This is a genomic window from Mesorhizobium sp. M1D.F.Ca.ET.043.01.1.1 (genome assembly GCF_003952385.1).
In the GTDB taxonomy this organism is placed as follows: domain Bacteria; phylum Pseudomonadota; class Alphaproteobacteria; order Rhizobiales; family Rhizobiaceae; genus Mesorhizobium.
In genome coordinates this window covers 6,624,034-6,642,304 of record NZ_CP034444.1, presented here as the reverse complement: position 1 = coordinate 6,642,304, position 18,271 = coordinate 6,624,034, and the positions used below count along the sequence as shown (strand labels likewise).

The 18,271-nt window shown below is 65.3% G+C and carries 12 protein-coding genes; 4 read left to right on the top strand and 8 right to left on the bottom strand.

All coding sequences use genetic code 11. The features are described 5' to 3' along the window. Positions 1 to 61: 61 nt before the first annotated feature. Both EJ067_RS31940 and EJ067_RS31935 read right to left on the bottom strand, forming a co-directional pair. Positions 62 to 382 (bottom strand): 2Fe-2S iron-sulfur cluster-binding protein, encoded by a 321-nt coding sequence (locus tag EJ067_RS31940; RefSeq protein WP_126089062.1) that lies wholly within the window; start codon positions 380 to 382, stop codon positions 62 to 64. 164 nt (positions 383 to 546) lie between these two features. Next, positions 547 to 915: an Hpt domain-containing protein gene (locus tag EJ067_RS31935; RefSeq protein ID WP_126089061.1), complete on the bottom strand. Its 369-nt coding sequence runs from the start codon at positions 913 to 915 to the stop codon at positions 547 to 549. A gap of 291 nt (positions 916 to 1,206) precedes the next feature. Here EJ067_RS31935 and EJ067_RS31930 point away from each other — a divergent pair, with 291 nt between their 5' ends. After that, positions 1,207 to 7,419: a kinesin gene (locus EJ067_RS31930; protein WP_126089060.1), complete on the top strand. Its 6,213-nt coding sequence runs from the start codon at positions 1,207 to 1,209 to the stop codon at positions 7,417 to 7,419. 95 nt (positions 7,420 to 7,514) lie between these two features. On the opposite strand, the gene EJ067_RS31925 is transcribed toward EJ067_RS31930, so the two are convergent. The 4 genes from EJ067_RS31925 to EJ067_RS31910 form a co-directional block, all read right to left on the bottom strand. Beyond that, positions 7,515 to 8,114, bottom strand: a complete 600-nt coding sequence (locus tag EJ067_RS31925) for an ABC-type transport auxiliary lipoprotein family protein (protein ID WP_126089059.1) — start codon at positions 8,112 to 8,114, stop codon at positions 7,515 to 7,517. An 81-nt stretch (positions 8,115 to 8,195) separates the two neighbouring features. After that, the gene (locus EJ067_RS31920) at positions 8,196 to 9,569 is read right to left on the bottom strand and encodes an MlaD family protein (protein WP_126089058.1); all 1,374 of its coding nucleotides are present in this window, start codon (positions 9,567 to 9,569) and stop codon (positions 8,196 to 8,198) included. A 14-nt stretch (positions 9,570 to 9,583) separates the two neighbouring features. Then, on the bottom strand, positions 9,584 to 10,402 hold the full coding sequence (locus EJ067_RS31915; RefSeq protein ID WP_126089057.1) for an ABC transporter ATP-binding protein: 819 nt from the start codon (positions 10,400 to 10,402) through the stop codon (positions 9,584 to 9,586). 1 nt (position 10,403) lies between these two features. Next, on the bottom strand, positions 10,404 to 11,591 hold the full coding sequence (locus tag EJ067_RS31910; protein WP_126089056.1) for an ABC transporter permease: 1,188 nt from the start codon (positions 11,589 to 11,591) through the stop codon (positions 10,404 to 10,406). A gap of 77 nt (positions 11,592 to 11,668) precedes the next feature. Here EJ067_RS31910 and dgcA point away from each other — a divergent pair, with 77 nt between their 5' ends. Continuing rightward, positions 11,669 to 12,652: an N-acetyl-D-Glu racemase DgcA gene (gene dgcA / locus EJ067_RS31905; protein ID WP_126089055.1), complete on the top strand. Its 984-nt coding sequence runs from the start codon at positions 11,669 to 11,671 to the stop codon at positions 12,650 to 12,652. Here dgcA and EJ067_RS31900 read toward each other — a convergent pair. After that, positions 12,623 to 13,837, bottom strand: coding sequence for an MFS transporter (locus EJ067_RS31900; protein WP_126089054.1), 1,215 nt, complete (start codon positions 13,835 to 13,837; stop codon positions 12,623 to 12,625). The two genes, dgcA and EJ067_RS31900, sit on opposite strands and share 30 nt — an antisense overlap. Positions 13,838 to 13,985: 148 nt before the next feature. Further along, positions 13,986 to 14,819, bottom strand: a complete 834-nt coding sequence (locus EJ067_RS31895) for a UDP-2,3-diacylglucosamine diphosphatase (RefSeq protein ID WP_126089053.1) — start codon at positions 14,817 to 14,819, stop codon at positions 13,986 to 13,988. Between the two features lie 118 nt (positions 14,820 to 14,937). On the opposite strand from EJ067_RS31895, the gene EJ067_RS31890 reads away from it, so the two are divergent. Both EJ067_RS31890 and EJ067_RS31885 read left to right on the top strand, forming a co-directional pair. Next, entirely contained in the window at positions 14,938 to 15,717 is a 780-nt protein-coding gene (locus tag EJ067_RS31890; RefSeq protein WP_126089052.1) for an SDR family oxidoreductase, read from the top strand. Positions 15,718 to 15,892: 175 nt separating this feature from the next. Then, positions 15,893 to 18,217 (top strand): NADP-dependent malic enzyme, encoded by a 2,325-nt coding sequence (locus EJ067_RS31885; RefSeq protein ID WP_126089051.1) that lies wholly within the window; start codon positions 15,893 to 15,895, stop codon positions 18,215 to 18,217. The last annotated feature ends 54 nt before the right edge of the window (positions 18,218 to 18,271 follow it).

The following is an 18,271-nucleotide window of genomic DNA, read 5'->3' as shown; positions in this document are numbered from 1 at the left end:
TGCATGAGCTACGGCCCGCTGCCAAGCAGCCAGGCGCAAAATTGGAAAACGGAGGGTTGGTTCAGCCCTGGCGTTCGGGCACGCGCACGACGAGGCCGTCGAGCGCGTCGCGCACCTTGATCTGGCAGGACAGGCGCGAATTCGGCCGGACGTCATAGGCGAAGTCCAGCATGTCCTCCTCCATCGCCTCCGGCTCGCCGACCTCGGATGTCCAAGCCTCGTCGACATAGACATGGCAGGTCGCGCAGGCGCAGGCGCCGCCGCATTCCGCCTCGATGCCCGGCACCGCGTTGCGGATCGCGTTTTCCATGACGGTCGACCCGTTTTCGGCTTCCACGTCGAATTGAGTGCCGTCATTGGCGATGTAAGTCAGCTTGGTCATTGGTCACCTGAGGAGTCGCAGCGGAGATAATCACTCCACCGGACAAGTCAACTGCGGCGGGAAAACGCCACCAAATGACGTTTTTCAGAAGGTGGGCGGTTGCCGCCCGTAAGGCGGCGGCCGGTTGGAAAGCGCGTCGCTCGAATCCTCTGAAGCACCACGCTTCAGCGGCTGATGGCGGCGATGAAGTCCCGCACTTCCTCGATCAAAATGCCGAGCTTCTTCAGGGTGCGGGCGTCCTCAGGCTGCTTTTCGATTGCCGCGGCGCATTCGGCGACGGCAAAGGCGCCGATGCCGCGCGCCGAGCCTTTCAGGCTGTGTGCAAGGAGCACCCGTTCCTTGGCATCGGCATCGAGGATCTTGTCGCGCACCGAAAGCGCCTGCTGCACGAAGAGCGCCAGCACCTCCTGTTCGAGCGCGCGATCATCCATCGTCTGCCGCGCAAGATGTGCCATATCCACAGGTCGCGACCCTGCCGTTCCCGACACGTCGCCGCCGGGCATGGAAAACGCGATTCCAATGTCACCACGCATACGCACTGCAACTCCTGCAAAAGGCGGCTCGCCGCCAAAAAAATAGGCGACCCGCGTCGCCATCGGGTTAACGGTTGCCTTGGAAAAATGTTGTCACGGAGGCAGCCCAAATCACGCCTCCGTTAACCCTATATTTAAAGTTTTACGTATCGCCCGGAATGCATGTTTTCTTTACCCCTGTGTGTCATTACGATACGAACGTCCATTTTCAGCCTCCTGTCTGGGACCAGACAAGCCAGAATCAGGCCAAAATCATAAGTCCCGCGGCAGCTAGTACAGGGTAGCGAAGGCATGGCTAAGAAACCGACGACGACCAAATCCCTCGAGAGCGACGTAGCCGCGGAACTGGAAAAGGCGCTTGACCTTGACCTTAACGGCGGCGAAGGCGGGCTCGACATGGTCGCGTCGATGGAAGATCTCGAAGCCCAGATTTCGGCCGCCGCGGACGAACTGGCGCGCGAAGGCCGCAGCCAGAGGGCTGAGCCGGCAAATGAGCCTCAGGCCGCGAAGGCGGCGCCTCAGCCTAAGCCGGCTGAGCTGCGGCCGGTCGAATCGCGCGGTCCGCAGCCGGCCGGCTTCACGCCTGCTCCCGCCGGTTTCACGCCGGCAAACGATGACCGCCAGAAGGATTACCGGACGCTTCTGCACAGCCTCAACCGGCGTGCGTCGAGCACTGTCTACTGGGTCGTAGCGTTCATTTCTCTCGCCTGGATTGCGGGCGCCGGCGGCCTCGCCAACCTTCTGTTCGGTTCGGGCATCTGGAAGATCCGCACCTTCGACCAGTTCTTCGCCCGTCCCGAGCTGATCGGCCTGGCGGTCGCGGCGATCATCCCGGTCATTCTGTTTTGGGCCTTCGCGGCGATGATCCGGCGCGCGCAGGAAATGCGCCTTGCCGCGCAATCGATGACCGAAGTGGCCTTCCGCCTCGCCGAGCCGGAAAACCTTGCCCAGGATCGCGTCATGATGATCGGCCAGGCCGTGCGCCGCGAGGTGGCGGCCATGGGCGAAGGCATCGAGCGCACTCTGGCGCGCGCCGTCGAGCTCGAAACGCTCGTCCACAGCGAAGTCAGCCAGATCGAGCGCTCCTATTCCGAGAACGAGGCCCGCATCCGCTCGCTGGTTGACGGGCTGGGCAGCGAACGCGAAGCGGTCGTCACCCATGCCGAGCGTGTGCGCGCCTCGATCGCCGGCGCCCATGAGACGCTGCGCGACGAGATCGGCTCGGCCAGCGACATCATCCGCGACTCGATCCTCAACGCCTCGACCAAGCTGTCGATGACGATCAACAATTCCGGCGACACGCTGATCGACCGCATCAACGAAAGCTCGACCTCGATCTTCGATTCGGTCGAAACCCGGCTCGATTCGATCACCGACCGCCTGTCGACCTCGGGTGAGGCCTTCGCCAGCCTGCTCGACACCCGCATCGCCAAGCTGACCGACACCACCGACGGCCTTACCCGCTCGCTGACCGACCTGCTCGACGACCGCACCAGCGGCATGGTCTCGCTGCTCGGCGGCGCCGCGCGTTCGCTGAGCTCCGAATTCGAAGCGAGCCTCAGCGGCATCGAGCGGACGCTGGCCGAGCGCGGCCAGGCGCTGATCGGCGAGTTCCAGACCCGCGCCGAAGCGCTCGACACCGGCACGCAGAAGCTCAATGCCGCGCTCGAGGCCCGTGCCCGCCAGATCAACGAGACCCTGGTCGAACGTGCGCGCGAGATCGCCGGCACATTTGCCGAGAGCAAGGACCAGCTGTCGGCGATGATCGACCAGGGCAAGACGCAGATCGGCGCAGACATGGCCGATATCATCTCGTCGACCTCATCCATGCTCGAAGCCCGCGCCACCGATTTCGCCGGACGCATGGAGGCCGCCCGACACGTCGTGTCGCGCTCGTTCGACTCCGACATCCAGCGGCTCGCCAATGCTCGTGTCGGCATTGAAGAAGCCGTCGAGAACCACAGCCGCATGCTCTCCGAAAGCCGCGACCGCATGGCCGCCGCCATGCAGGAGGACCTGGCGAAGTTCGCCGAGGGTCGCGCCGAGATCGATGCCGCCGTCACCAATCAGGTGCAGAAGCTGTCGGAAGGCCGCGGTTTGATCTCGCGCGCCTTGGAAGAGGACCTGCGCAAGGTCAACGAGTCGCGCGCCGCCATCGATGCTTCGCTGGGCAGCCATCTCGAACAGCTCGAAGAGGGTCGCAACCGCCTCTCCCAGGCCTTGAACGAAGACTCCGGCAGACTCGTGCAAGCCCGCACGATGATTGATGAAATGGTCGCTGGTCATGTCGGCAAACTGGCCGAGGGCCGCAACATTCTGGCGCGCGCGCTGGAAGCTGACCTCGGCAAGCTGGCGGACAGCCGCACTTCGATCGACGGCCTGGTCGCCGGCCAGGTCGAGAAGATCGCCGAAGGGCGCGCGGTGCTCGCCAAGGCACTCGAGACCGACATCATCGGCATCAGGAACCTGATCGAGACCCATTCGACCAAGCTCGCCGAGGATCGGGGCGAGCTCAGCCGCGCGCTGGAAGGCGACCTGAGCGGCATCCGCGGCCTGATCGACAGTCATGCCGGCAAGCTCGTCGAGGACCGCAGCCTGCTGTCGCAGACGCTGGAATCCGACCTCGCCAAACTGGCCGAGAGCCGCGCCTCGATCGACGGTCTGGTCGCCGGCCAGGTCGAGAAGCTCGCCGAAGGCCGCGACATCCTCAAGCGCGCCCTGGAGGCGGACCTCAACACGATCAGGGGCGCCATCGCCGGACACTCCGACAAGGTGCTGGACGACCGCGCGCAGCTGTCGAAGGCTCTGGAAGCCGACCTGCAGACGGTCAGCGGCGCGATCTCCGACCACCAGAACCGGCTTGTGCAGGACCGCTCGGTGCTGTCGAAGTCGCTCGAGGACGATCTGGCCAAGCTCGCCGAGAGCCGCTCCTCGATCGACGGCCTGGTCGCCGGCCAAGTCGAGAAGCTCGCCGAAGGCCGCGACATCCTCAAGCGCGCGCTGGAAGCCGACCTCAACACCATCCAGGGCGCCATCGTCGATCATTCGCAGAAGATCAGCGACCATCGCGCCGAGCTGTCGCACGCCCTCGATTCCGACATGATCAATGCCAGCGGTCTCATGCAGACTCACGTCGACAGGCTCTCGCAGGACCGCGCGACGCTGTCGAAGGCGTTGGAGGATGACCTCGCCAAGCTGGCCGAAAGCCGCTCCTCGATCGACGGGCTGGTCGCCGGCCAGGTCGAGAAGCTCGCCGAAGGCCGCGACATCCTCAAGCGGGCGCTCGAAGCGGATCTTGCCAAGCTCGCCGAAAGCCGCTCCTCGATCGATGGCCTCGTTGCCGGCCAGGTCGAGAAGCTCGCCGAGGGCCGCGATGTGCTCACGCGGGCTCTCGAGGCCGATCTCGCCAAGCTGGCCGAAAGCCGGGCCGGCATCGACGGGCTGGTCTCCGGCCAGGTCGAGAAGCTTGCCGAAGGCCGTGATATCCTCAAGCGTGCGCTCGAAACCGACCTGCAGAAGCTGGCGGAAAGCCGCTCGGAGATCGACGACATCATCGCCGGTCATGTCGGCAAGCTGTCCGAAGGGCGCAACACGCTGGCTCGCGCCCTTGAGGAGGATCTCGCCAAGCTCGCCGATGCGCGCAAGGACGTCGACCGTTCGGTGTCCGGCCACATCGACCAGATCGCCGCCAAGAGCAGCGACATCTCGGCGGCGATCGCGGCCGATGTCGAGAAGATCGAGCAGGCCTTCAGCCGCCAGACCGGCATCATCGAAGAGCGCGCCAGCACCATGGAGCGGGCGCTCTCGACCGGTGTCGACAATGTGCGCGGCGTCCTCGAAAAGACCGCCGTCTTCGTTGCCGGCGCGCTGCGCGACAAGGTGATGGAAGTCACAAGCGCCCTGCATGAGCAGGCCGGAGCCGCCTTCAGCGACGCCGATCAGCAGATCGCCGAACGCGCCGAGCAGACTTCGGCCGCGCTGCTCGCCAGGGCCGAAGACATCGCCAACGCCTTCGAGCAGGCCGACCGCCGTCTGCATGAGCGTGCTCAGGACACCTCCAGCATGCTGATGGCCCGCGCCGACGATGCGTCCAACGCGCTCATGGCCCGCGCCGAGGAAACTGCCGACAAGCTGGCCGCCCGCGCCGGCGAGATCGCCGGCACTTTCGACGCCGCCGACCAGAAGCTGGTCGCTCGCGCGGTCGAGACGGCCCAGTCGCTGGCGGCTCGCGCCGGCGACATCCTGCGCAACTTCGAGGGCGCCGACGAACGGCTGAGCGTGCGCATCACCGAATCGGCCGAAGCCTTGGCCGCGCGCGCCTCCGATCTCGGCCGCATCTTCGATGCCGCCGACCAGCATCTGATCTCGCGCATCGCGGAAGGCTCGGAAGCGTTGTCGTCGCGGGCGTCCGAGATTGCCCGCATCTTCGACGACGCCGACAGCCGCCTGGTGTCGCGCATCGCCAGCAGCACTTCGAGCATCGGCGAACATACCGACACCATTGTCGGCGCGTTCGCCGCCACCGAACAGCGCGTCGCCGATCGCGCCCGGCAGACCGGTCAGGAACTCGCCGTCCATGCCCGCGAGATCGAGCAGGCGCTCGCCGGCGCCGACGAGCGGCTGGCCTCAAGCGCCGCTGCGGCGGCTGCCCGTGTCGAAGAGCAGGTGGCGAGCGTCGAGAACCGCCTCGCCTCCACTGCCGAAACCATGGGCCAGAAGCTCAACGATCAGGTCTCCAGCGCCGAGGCGCAGCTCATCTCGCGCGCCAACGTCATCGCCGAGACCTTCACGGCGGTCGGCCAGCATATCGGCCAGAGCACGAACGATGCGGCAAAGACCATCGGCGCCAACACCCGCGAGCTCAACACCATGCTCGCGGCGCGCTCCGCCGAGATGTCGAAGATCCTCGACGAGACGGCGCGTCCCCTGGTCGAGCGCTTTGCCCAGGGCGGTTCCGAGCTGCAAAAGAGCATGGAAGAGGTCACCGAACGGGCAACCGAGAAGCTGCGCAGCGAAAACGCGGCCCTCGTCAATGCGCTCGCCAGCCGTACCGCCGAGACGCTTTCGGCCGTCGAAGGCGCGCGCTCGACGCTGGCCGAAAGCGTTGCCGACCTCATCGGCCGCATGGGCAACTCCAGCGCACAGCTCGGTCAGCTGATCGACCAGGCTGCCGTTAACCTCGGCCAGATCGAGGAGCGCCTGACCGGCAGCACGCAGAGCTTCGCCTCGACCACGGAAAAGGCTGCGCAAACCTTCGCCAGTTCGGCGCGTCTCGTCGATTCGAATACGACTCGGCTCACCGATCTGTCGTCGGCGACGTTGCGCGAGGTCGCCTCGATCGCGACCAAGTTCGACGAGCACAGCCGCCTGCTGTCCAGCGCTTCCAATCTGCTTGGTTCCGCGCAGAGCAATCTGGAGCACACGCTGGAGCGTCAATCCTCGCTCGAGGATCTCGCCGTCGGACTGGTCAAGAAGTCGGAAGACCTCGAGAAGGTGATGCGCTCATTCGAGAGTCTGGTCAGTCAGACGATGCAAACCGCCGAAGGGCGCACCATGGAATCGGCGGAGAAGATCCGCACGGCCATCGCCGAGGTCGTCGATTCGGCGACGCGGCGCTTCGCCGACGCGACCGAGGAGATGCGGCGCACCGCGGGCTCCATCAAGAGCGAGCTGGACCTGACCCGCGCCGAGCTCAAGAAGGGCGTCATCGAGATGCCGGAGGAGGCCAAGGAATCGACCTCTGCCATCCGCCGCGCCGTATCCGAGCAGATCAACGCGCTCAAGGAACTGTCGGATATCGTTGCGAAATCCGGCCGCAGCGGCAGCAGCGAGGCCGGCGAGCCGCGCGGATTGCGCCCGGCGCCTCAGGCACCTGCCCGCCCCGCCGAGCAGCCGTTGCGCCGTCCGCCGGCGCCGCAGCCTCAGCCGCAACCGCAGCCGGAACGTCGCGCGCCGCAGGCACCGCTCGGCGAGGCGACGCTGCGCGGCACGCTCGATCTCGAGCGCCCCGCCGAGGCGCCGCGCCGCGATCCGAACGGCCGCACACCGCAGGGCGGCTGGGTGCGCGATCTGCTGACCAACGCCTCGCGCGAGGAGGATCTGAAGCCGGCAGCGCCCGCCGAAGCGCCGCGCGCAGCGCCTGCACAGCGCACGCCGCTGCATGTCATGGAATCGCTCAACTCGCTGTCCGTCGACATCGCGCGCGCCATCGACCACGACGCCTCGATCGAGCTGTGGAACCGCTATCGCCGTGGCGAACGCGACGTGTTCACGCGCCGGCTCTACACGCTGAAGGGCCAGCAGACCTTCGACGAGATCCGCCGCAAGTATCAGGCCGAGGCCGAGTTCCGTGCCGCCGTCGACCGCTATTGCGACGATTTCGAGAAGCTGCTCAAGGACGTCTCGCGCAACGATCGCGACAACATCATGGCGCAGACTTATCTCACGTCCGACACCGGCAAGGTCTACACCATGCTGGCCCACGCCAGCGGCCGCCTGCACTGAGCAAGCGGATCGAAAGGACATGAAAAAGGCGGGCCAAGGCCCGCCTTTTTTCATGTCCGGTTGTTTCCGGGCAATTGCCCTGTTCGATCGGTCGCTCAGATCACCGTATCCGTCCAGCGGACGATGTCCTTGGCCGCCTGGCCGAAGGCGTTGTCCATCGCGCCGACATAGGCGGCGTTGCCGCCGCCCGAAACCGGCGCGCTCGCTGTGAAGCTCTTGGCGGCGCGCACCTCGCCGTTGCGGTCGTTGAGGATGCGCACGAACAGCTCGACCTCGGCGTGCTCGCCGCCATTGACCCGGACTTCGAAGGAACGGACCTCGGCGATGATCTGGTAGTCGATCGCCAGCCCCTCGCCCGGCTTGCCGACGCCGGCGAAGCTGCCCGAGCGCTGGAAGGTCTCGGCGAGCCTTGCCTGCACGATCAGCGGCAGGCGGTCCGCCCATTGCGCGCCCTTGAGGAACTGGATCGACTGGTCGGACGGCCTGATGACGATGTTCTGGCTGTCCAGCGCCTTCAGCGCCGAAGGCTGCGCGATCAGGATCTGACGGCGGCTGTGGCCGTGCATGTCGACCGACGGAGCGGAAAGCTCGAACGTATCGAGCGGCGCCGGCTTGCCCCCCAGTGCCGCGCAGCCGGCGAGCGTCAACACAAGCGCCACGGCGGCAACCGACTTCAACCCTCTACCCGATTTCACGCGCGATCCCCGTTATGTCCCCGGATCTGACGATCAACTTGCAGCTGCAATCCATGTTCTTGGCGTTCGTCGCAGCCGAAGTCAACGCCGCGCCCTGCCGTCGAACTGACGAACCTCTCCTTCGCCGCCCGTCAGTATGCGCTGCGGGTTGCGGCTGAGATCGGTCACCGCTTCCTCGATGCGGTTGATCGAGCGCCGGCTGTCCTGCACCAGCGCTTTCACTTCCTGCAACCCCGAACCCGAGAAGCGCGCCAGATTGTCGGTGATGGTGCCGAGGCGCGCGTTCAGCGTATCGGCGACCTGCTTGAAGGATTTCAGCGTCGCCCTGGCATCCGCCATCACGCCGTTGGCCTCGCCGGATCCGAGAAGCTGGTCGACCTTGGCGAGGATGCCGTCGACGCGCACCGAGGCGTCGTTGAGGCGCTGCGCGAGCTGGCGGGCGTTCTTGATGGTGTCATTGATGTCGTCGGAGCGATTGGCGATCTTGTCGGTGACCTTGGCGATATCCGAGGCCGCCTTGTTGGCGCTGTCGCTCGCCTTCTGGATGTTGGCGAGCGCCGTGCGGACATCCGCGGGATCGATCCCGTCGAGCACCTTGTCGACCTTGGCGAACGTCCCTTGCGTCTGCTTGGCGAAGTCGTTGACCGACCCCACGGCGGTATCGACGTTCTTCAGCACGGCGTCCAACTGCCCGCTGGTCTCCTTCAGATTGGCGGTGACCGTATTGACGTTGGCGACGATGCTCTTGATCTGGTCCTTGTCTACCGAGTTGAGCAGGCCCTCGGCCGCCTTCAGCGTGCTGTCCAATCGGCCTGAGACGTTCTGCAATTGCTCTGAAAGCGAGCTTACGGCGGACAGGAACTTGTCGATACCGTCGGAATTCTTGGCCAGCGCATCGGAGAAGGTCTCGACGTTCTTGACGGTCTGCGTCAGCGGTCCGCGAACATCCCGGGTGAAGCCTTCCAGCTCGGACAGCACCTTGTCGGCACGGGTGAAGATGTTCTGCGCCGTCTGCAGCAGGTTGGTCACGGCCGACGGATTGGCGACGATCTCCGGAACCCTGCCTTCCTTCTCCGCCTCGTCGAGGAGCTTCGCTTCCTTGGGATCCGCGCCCCTGAGCTCGATATTGGCCTGGCCGGTAAGTCCGGCAAGCCCGATATCGGCCTGCGTCGACTTGGTGATCGGCGTCATGCGGTCGATCTCGGTATCGGCGATGGCGACGGTCGGATTGTCGACGTCGATATAGACCCGTTTGACGTCGCCCACCTTGACGCCGTTGAAGAGCACGAAGCTGCCGCGGCCGAGGCCGGAAGCCGAGCCCGGGATGCGCACGCGCAGGAGCGTCGTCTCGCCCCGTTCGCCGATCGCGGCCGTCCAATAGACGAAGGCGAAGGCCGCGAGGATCGCGGCCAGCGTGAAGATGCCGACAATTACATAGTTGGCTCTGGTTTCCATTGCCCCACTTATGGCTATGCGCGTGCCGCAAGATCAAGTTGGCGGGCGCGTTTTCCGCGGAAATAGGATTTGACCCACGGCTCTTCGCTCTTCAGCATGTCGTCGATCGTCCCTTCGACCAGCACCCTCTTCTTGCCGAGCACCGCCACGTGATCGCAGGCGGTGAACAGCGTGTCGAGGTCGTGCGTGACCATGTAAACCGTCAAATCCATCGTATCGCGCAGCTTGACGACCAGCTCGTCGAACTCGGCGGCGCTGATCGGATCGAGGCCGGAGGTCGGCTCGTCGAGAAAGACGATGTCCGGATCGAGCGCCAGCGCGCGCGCCAGCGCCGCGCGCTTGATCATGCCGCCCGACAGCTCGGAAGGGAATTTCTGCGCCGCGTCCGGCGGCAGCCCCACCAGCTCGACCTTGAGCAAGGCGAGCTCGTCCATCAGCTTCTTCGGCAGGTCGAGATATTCGCGCATCGGCACCTGCACGTTTTCCTGCACCGTCAGCGCCGAAAACAGCGCGCCGTGCTGGAACAGGACGCCCAGCCGCATGTCGATGCGCAGGCGCTCGACCTCGCTTGCCTTGTCGACGTCGACGCCGAACAGCCTGATCGTCCCGGACTGCTTGGGCATCAGCCCGAGGATGGTGCGCAGCAGAACCGACTTGCCGGCGCCCGAGGCGCCGACGAAGCCCAGGATCTCGCCACGCGTGATGTCGAGCGAAAGCTTGTCGAGGATCAGCTTGTCCTCGATGGCGACGGTTACGTCGCGGACCGAAAGCACGATTTCGCTTTCATCCGCGTCCTGCGCCGTCTGGACCCCGTTGCCGCTTGCGCCTGCCATCTCAGAACTCGATCGCTGCGTAGAACATGGCGAAGAGCCCGTCGAGGATGATGACGACGAAGATCGACTTCACCACCGAGGCGGTCACGTGCCGGCCGAGCGACTCGGCGCTGCCGCCGACCTTCATGCCCTCGACCGACGCGATGGTGCCGATGATCATGGCCATGAACGGCGCCTTGATCAGCCCGGCAAAGATGGTGCTGAGGTCGATGGCGACACGCAGCCTGTCGATGAAGGCGGCCGGCGGAATGTCGGAATAGAGCCACGCGGCGATGATGCCGCCGCCAAGCGCGGCGAAATTGGCGATGATCGTCAAGCATGGCAGCGCGATCACCAGCGCGACGAGCCGCGGAAACACCAACACGCCGATCGGATTCAGCCCGATCACCTTCAGCGCGTCGACCTCCTCGCGCATCTTCATCGAGCCGATCTCGGCGGTGATGGCGCTGCCTGAACGGCCGGCGAGCATGATCGCCGTCATCAGCACGCCGAGCTCGCGCAGGATCAGCACGCCGACGAGGTCGACGACGAAGATGTCGGCGCCGAAATAGCTGAGCTGGTAGGCGCCCTGCTGGGCGACGATGGCGCCGACGATGGCCGACATCAGCACCACCACCGGAATGGCGCCGACGCCCATGCGGTCGATCTGATTGAAGATCGCGGCCGGATTGACGGCATGGCCGCGGCCGAGCTTCATCTGCGCGCCGCGGATGGTGGCGCCGAGGATGTTCATCGAGGCGAGGAAGTCGTCGCGCATCTCGTAGACGCGGCGGCCGACCAGCTCCAGCGCGCGCAGGATGATGTTGGGCGGGCCGGCGGGTCCCGATTCGGGCTCGCGCCGCACCGCGTCGCCGACGGCGCCGAGCAGGATCGAGGCGATCTCGCTCTGCCCCTGCACATGCACCTCGACGCCTTTCTTCTCGAAGGCGCTGGCCAGCCGATCGATCAGCCAGGCGCCGGCCGTGTCCATCTTCTCGATCTTGGAAAGATCGAGCATCAGCGTCTTGGCGCTGCTGCGCTTTTCGATCTTGCGCATCTCGGCGTCGACCGATGCCACGGTCCGCGTCGTCCAGACGCCGGAAAAGGCGCAGCCGAGCACGCCGCCTTCCTCGCCGACGGCGATGCGCGGCCGGTGATTGGGCTCACCGGCGGGCGTGCGGCTTGCGTCGCGTTTGCGGATGGTCAACATGGCGTCCTGTTTAGCGTGACGGGACTGGCGTGTCGATTTGCCGGCAGACCGGTGTCGCACAGCCGGAGAAGAAAAATATGGCGCGTGGCATTTCGGTCGAGGCCGAGCGATTCCCGATCGCAGGCACCTTCACCATCTCGCGCGGATCGAAGACCGAAGCCGAAGTCATCACCGTGACGATCGACGAGAATGGGCAGGCCGGGCGCGGCGAATGCGTTCCCTACAAGCGCTACGGCGAGACCATGGAGGGCGTGCGCGCCGCAATCGAGGCGATGCGCGAACAGATCATCGGCGGCATCGGCCGCACCGCCCTGCCGGCCGCCATGCCGGCCGGCGCGGCCCGCAATGCCGTCGACTGCGCCTTGTGGGACCTCGAGGCCAAGCTGAGCGGCAGGCCGGTGGCGGACGCGATCGGCGCGGTTTCGCCGAAGGCGCTGGAAACCGCTTATACGCTGTCGCTCGCCGAGCCTGAGGCGATGGCAGCCCAGGCACGCGCCAATGCATCGCGGCCGCTGCTCAAGGTCAAGATCGGCGGCGACAACGACATGGCAAGGATCCGTGCCGTGACGGAAGCCGCGCCGCGAAGCCGCATCATCCTCGACGCCAACGAGGGATGGACGGACGAGAACATCGAGGCGAATCTCGCCTTCGCGGCGGAGCATGGCATCGCGCTAATCGAGCAGCCGCTGCCGGCCGGCCGGGACGGCATCTTGCGCAAGATCGCGCACCCGGTGCCGATCTGCGCCGACGAAAGCGTGCACGAGGCGAAGAACCTTGAAGCGCTGGTCGGCCTCTACGACGCCATCAACATCAAGCTCGACAAGTCGGGCGGCCTGACCGAGGCGCTGATCCTTCGCGACCGCGCCCGGGAGCTGGGTTTCGGCATCATGGTGGGCTGCATGGTCGGCACGTCGCTTGCCATGGCGCCCGCAGTGCTCTTGGCTCAAGACGCCGACTTCGTCGATCTCGACGGCCCACTGCTGCTTGCGCGCGACCGCGAGCCCGGTCTCGTCTACCAGGGATCGCTGGTGTCACCCCCTGGCCGCGCGCTGTGGGGCTGAGCGCGCGGCAAGGCCGATCAGCAGGAGGCCGATGATCGCTATCGGGATCATCGCCAGGAAGCCGTCGACACCGAAACGGTCATAGAGCGGCCCAGAGGCCAGCGTCACCGCGGCCATGAAGAAGCCGTTGAAGAAATAGGCGATGCCTTGCGCCGCGCCGGTGCGCTCTTCGGTAACCGTTTCGCCGATCATCTTCTGCAGGCCGATCAGCACCATCGCCACCGACACCGAATGCAGCGTCTGGACGCCGAAGAAGCCGGCGACCCCCAGGCCGAGCGGCCAGACCAGCGGAAAGGCGATCCAGCGCACGATCGAGCCGATGCCGGCGATCACCATCACCCTGACGACCGAGACGGAGGCAAAGATGCGGTTGAAGAACACAAACATGCAGACCTCGCAGACCACGCCCCAGGCCCACAGCAGCCCGACGACGGAATCGCCGATGCCGATCGACTTCCAGTAGATCGACACGAAGCCGTAGAGAAAGGCGTGGCTGGCGGTGATGATGCCGACGCCGAGCGTGAAATAGAGGAAATAGGCGTTGAAGAGGCTCGGGGCCGATTGCTGGATGTCGGTCGCCGACAGCGGCGAAGCCTTGCGCGGCCGCCCCATGCGCGGCGCCCACAGTCCCGCGACAAGGGCTGCGGCAAGGGCCACGAAGATGTTCACCGGAACAGCTTGAGGACCCGTGGCTGCCAGGATGAAGCCGCCCACCACATTGGCGCAAAGATAGGTGATCGAGCCCCATTTGCGCATCGCGGTGTAGTTGGAGCCGAAGCGGCGCACGCCCGACAGCGCCAGCGAATCGGCCATCGCCGAATGCGGCGCCCAGGGGATCGAGACCAGCAGCGAGACGGCGAGCACGCCCGCATAGCTGGCCGGCAGGAAATAGCCGGCCGAAATGATCATCGTAGCCGCGACAAGCGCGATATAGACGTTGGCGCGGTCCTTCGCCCGGTCGGCCAGCGCGGTGAGCATCGGCGTCGTCACGACGCGCAGGAACATCGGCGCGGCCAGGATGACGGCGATCTGCTCGGCATGAAAACCTTTCGCCTCCAGCCAAAGCGGAAAATACGGCAGATGCGTGCCCTGCGACACGAACAGCGTCGCAAAGATCAGGCTCATGCGCAGTTCGAAATGGGCGGGCTTGACGAGTTGCTCGGGCGAAAGCGGCGGCAGCGACATGAATCGATCCAATTACGCTGCATTCTATGGCCTGCAACGTGCCTTGATCCGTATCATGCGGCAAAGCGCGGCGGAACTGCCTGGACCAATCGATCAAGCTAAAGCTGTTGAAAGACAAAGAGTCTCAGGGCCGAGAGGCGGAAGGCTTTCATGCGGCCTTGACCGTCGTCCTGCCCTTGAGACTGACGATATCGACAGGCACCAGCGTGTCCTTGCCGGCCGGAACCTCGGGCAGCACATGCGCCCAGGTAAGTATCTCCATGCGGCCGTCGAAATGCTCGACCACGGCCGTGCAGCTTTCCACCCAGTCGCCCGTGTTGATGTACTGCACGTCGCCATAATTCTCGATCGCGGCGTGATGGATGTGGCCGCAGATGACGCCGTCGACATGCGAGCGCCGCGCTTCCTCGGAGAGCACCGTCTGGAACGAGCCGATGAAGTTCACCGCCTTCTTGACCTTGACCTTGGCCCAGGACGAGAACGACCAGTAAGGCAGGCCCAGCAGATGGCGCAGCTTGGTCACGACCCGATTGACCAGCATTGCCGTGTCATAGGCATAGTCGCCGAGATAGGCGAGCCAGCGCTGGTTGTGCACGACAGTGTCGAACTGGTCGCCATGGATGACGAGCAGCCGCCTGCCGTCGGCTGTCTCGTGGATGGCGCGATCGGCAACGACGATGCCGCCGAAATGCACGCCCTGGAACTGGCGGGCGAATTCGTCGTGGTTGCCGGCGATGTAGGTGATCGAGGCGCCCTTGCGCGCCTTGCGCAGCAATTTCTGCACCACGTCGTTGTGGCTCTGCGGCCAATGCCAGGTGCGCCGCAGGCGCCAGCCGTCGACGATATCGCCGACCAGATAGATGGTGTCGGCATCATGGTGGCGCAGGAAATCGATCAGGAAATCGGCCTTGGCCGCTTTCGAGCCGAGATGCACGTCGGAAATGAACATGGTGCGAAAAGTGCGGGGCTCTGGACCGGACATCGCGATTTCCACCTTTCTTTCGCGTGCCTATGCCTCGATTCATGCAACAACCGTATGACGGTTGCGGTTGGTCCAGCCCAGGCGCTAGCTTGCCGCCCTTGAAAAAGGAGGAACCACCATGGATCTCGGTATTCGCGGCAAGAAGGCCATCGTCTGCGCTTCGAGCAAGGGATTGGGGCGAGGCTGCGCGATTGCCCTGGCCGAAGCCGGCGTCGATCTTGTCGTCAACGGCCGCAACGCCGAGCTGCTGGCCAAGACCGCGCAGGAAATCCGCGAAAAATTCGGCGTCGAGGTGATCGAGATCGCTGGCGACGTGTCGAAGCCGGAGGTGCAGAAGGCGCTGCTCGCCGCCTGCCCGGACCCGGACATCCTGATCAACAACAATGGCGGCCCGCCGCTTCGCGATTTCCGCGAGCTCGACCGCGCAAAGATCCTCGAAGGCGTGACGCAGAACATGGTGACGCCGATCGAGCTGATCCAGGTGGTGATCGACGGCATGGCCAAGCGCGGCTTCGGCCGCATCGTCAACATCACCTCGCTGTCGGTCTATGTGCCGATCCCCGGGCTCGACCTGTCGTCAGGCGCCCGCGCCGGCCTGACCTCGTTCCTTGCCGGCGTGGCGCGCACGGTGATCGACCGCAACGTCACCATCAACAGCCTTCTGCCAGGCAAGCTCGACACCGACCGGCTGCGCGGCCCGCATGAGGCCGGCACGCTGGAAGACCCGGCGGCCGCGGCCGCGCGCAAGGCCCGCATCAGCGCCGATGTGCCGGCAAAGCGCCTCGGCACGCCGGAGGAATTCGGCCAGATCTGCGCCTTCCTGTGCTCGGTCCATGCCAGCTATCTCACCGGACAGAACATCCCGGTTGACGGCGGCCTCTATGTCAGCGCGTTCTGACCGGGTCGGCCCCGCGGCAGCAGCCCAAACCAGAGAGTCTTGCCTCAAACGAATGAAATAACTCGCAAATTTCGGCTTCGGCGATGTGAACGCGGAAGCTGAGATTTGGCGTCGCGAAGAATCGCCGCCGCGTGCTAAAAGGCTCGAAAGCAGGAAGCGCAGGGAGGGGCCGCGAATGGACGGCGAGAGCAAGAAAACGGCCCGATCGGACCTCGACGAAGCCGCGCTCTTCTTCCACAAGCACCCTACACCGGGAAAGCTCGAAATCCAGGCGACCAAGCCGCTCGGCAACCAGCGGGATCTGGCGCTTGCCTATTCGCCGGGCGTGGCCGCCCCTTGCCTCGAAATACGCGACGACCCGTCGACCGCCGCCGACTACACGGCGCGCGCCAACCTGGTCGGCGTCGTCTCCAACGGCTCGGCGGTGCTCGGCCTCGGCAATATCGGACCCCTCGCCTCCAAGCCGGTCATGGAAGGCAAGGCGGTGCTGTTCAAGAAGTTCGCCGGCATCGACGTCTTCGACATCGAGATCGACGCGCCCGAGATCGAGCGCATGGTCGAGACCGTCGCCGCGCTCGAGCCGACCTTCGGCGGCATCAACCTCGAGGACATCAAGGCGCCCGAATGCTTCGAGGTCGAGGAGCGGCTGAAGGCCCGCATGGGCATACCGGTGTTCCATGACGACCAGCACGGCACGGCGATCATCGTCGCCGCGGCGGTGCTCAACGGGCTGGAATTCGCCGGCAAGACGATTGCCGACATCAAGATCGTCACCTCCGGCGCCGGCGCTGCCGCGCTCGCCTGCCTCAATCTGCTGGTCTCGCTCGGCGCCAGGGTGGAAAACATCTGGGTCACCGACCGTTTCGGCGTCGCCCACAAAGGCCGCGTCGAGGAGATGGATCGCTGGAAAGACCCTTATGTGAAGGATACGCAGGCGCGCACGCTGGCCGATGTCATCCCCGGCGCCGATGTCTTCCTCGGCCTCTCCGCCGCCGGCGTTCTCAAGCCCGAGCTCCTGCGGCATATGGCGCCGAAGCCGCTGATCCTGGCGCTCGCCAACCCGACGCCGGAGATCATGCCGGAGGTGGCAAGGGTGGCCCGACCGGACGCCATGATCTGCACCGGGCGTTCCGATTTTCCCAATCAAGTCAACAACGTGCTCTGCTTTCCTTACATCTTCCGCGGCGCGCTGGACTGCGGCGCCAGCGCCATCAACGAGGAAATGAAGATGGCCGCGGTCAGGGCGATCGCCGCCCTTGCCCGCGAAGAGCCTTCCGATGTCGCGGCGCGCGCCTATTCCGGCGAGACGCCGGTGTTCGGCCCGGATTTCCTGATCCCCTCGCCCTTCGACCCGCGCCTCATCTTGCGCATCGCGCCGGCGGTGGCGAAAGCCGCCTGCGACACCGGCGTGGCGACGCGGCCGATCGCCGACTTTTCGGCCTATATCGACAAGCTCAACCGCTTCGTCTTCCGTTCCGGCCTGGTGATGAAGCCGGTGTTCTCCTCCGCCAAGGCCTCGAGCGCCAAGCGGGTCATCTATGCCGATGGCGAGGACGAACGCGTGCTGCGCGCGGCGCAGGTGGTGCTGGAGGAAGGCATCGCCGAGCCGATCCTGATCGGCCGCCCGCATGTGGTGGAAGTGCGGCTGAAACGCTACGGCCTGCGCATCAAGCCTGGCGTCGATTTCGGCCTGATCAACCCGGAAGACGATCCGCGCTACCGCCACTATGTCGATCTGCTGATCGAGCTCGCCGGCCGCCGCGGCATAACGACGGAGGCCGCGCGCACCATGGTGCGCACCAACAATACGGTGATCGCGGCGCTCGCGCTGAAGCGCGGCGATGCGGACGCGATGATTTGCGGGCTCGAAGGCCGCTTCGAACGGCATCTGCGCAATGTCACGCTGATCATCGGGCCGCGTCCCGGCATCAAGGACCGCGATCTCTCGACCTTGTCGATGCTGATCTCGCAGCGCGGCATCATCTTCCTCACCGACACCCATGTCTCGGTCGATCCGACGGCGGAGGAGATCGCCGAGATGACCGTGCTGGCGGCGGAAGAGATCCAGCGCTTCGGCATCGAGCCCAAGGCGGCGCTTCTTTCGCATTCGGATTTCGGCTCGCGCGATTCGCCCGGCGCGCTGAAGATGCGCCAGGCGGCGTCGATCCTCGCCCGCATCGCGCCGGACTTGCAATGCGACGGCGAGATGCATGCCGACTCCGCTCTTTCGGAACATCTGCGCCAGCGCGTCTACCCGCATTCGCGGCTAAAGGGCGAAGCCAATCTCCTGGTGTTCCCGAACCTCGATTCGGCCAACATCACGCTGACGGCGCTGCGCGCCATGATGGACGCTCTGCATGTCGGACCGATCCTGCTCGGCACCGACAAGCCCGCGCATATCCTGACGCCTTCGGTGACCTCGCGCGGCGTCGTCAATATGACGGCGCTGGCCGTGGTCGAGGCGGCGCACAAGGCGCAGGCGCTCGTCGATTTGGGTTGAGGACGATTACGACTCCGGCTGTGAATACCGGTGGTGCCTGATTGCAATTTGGCG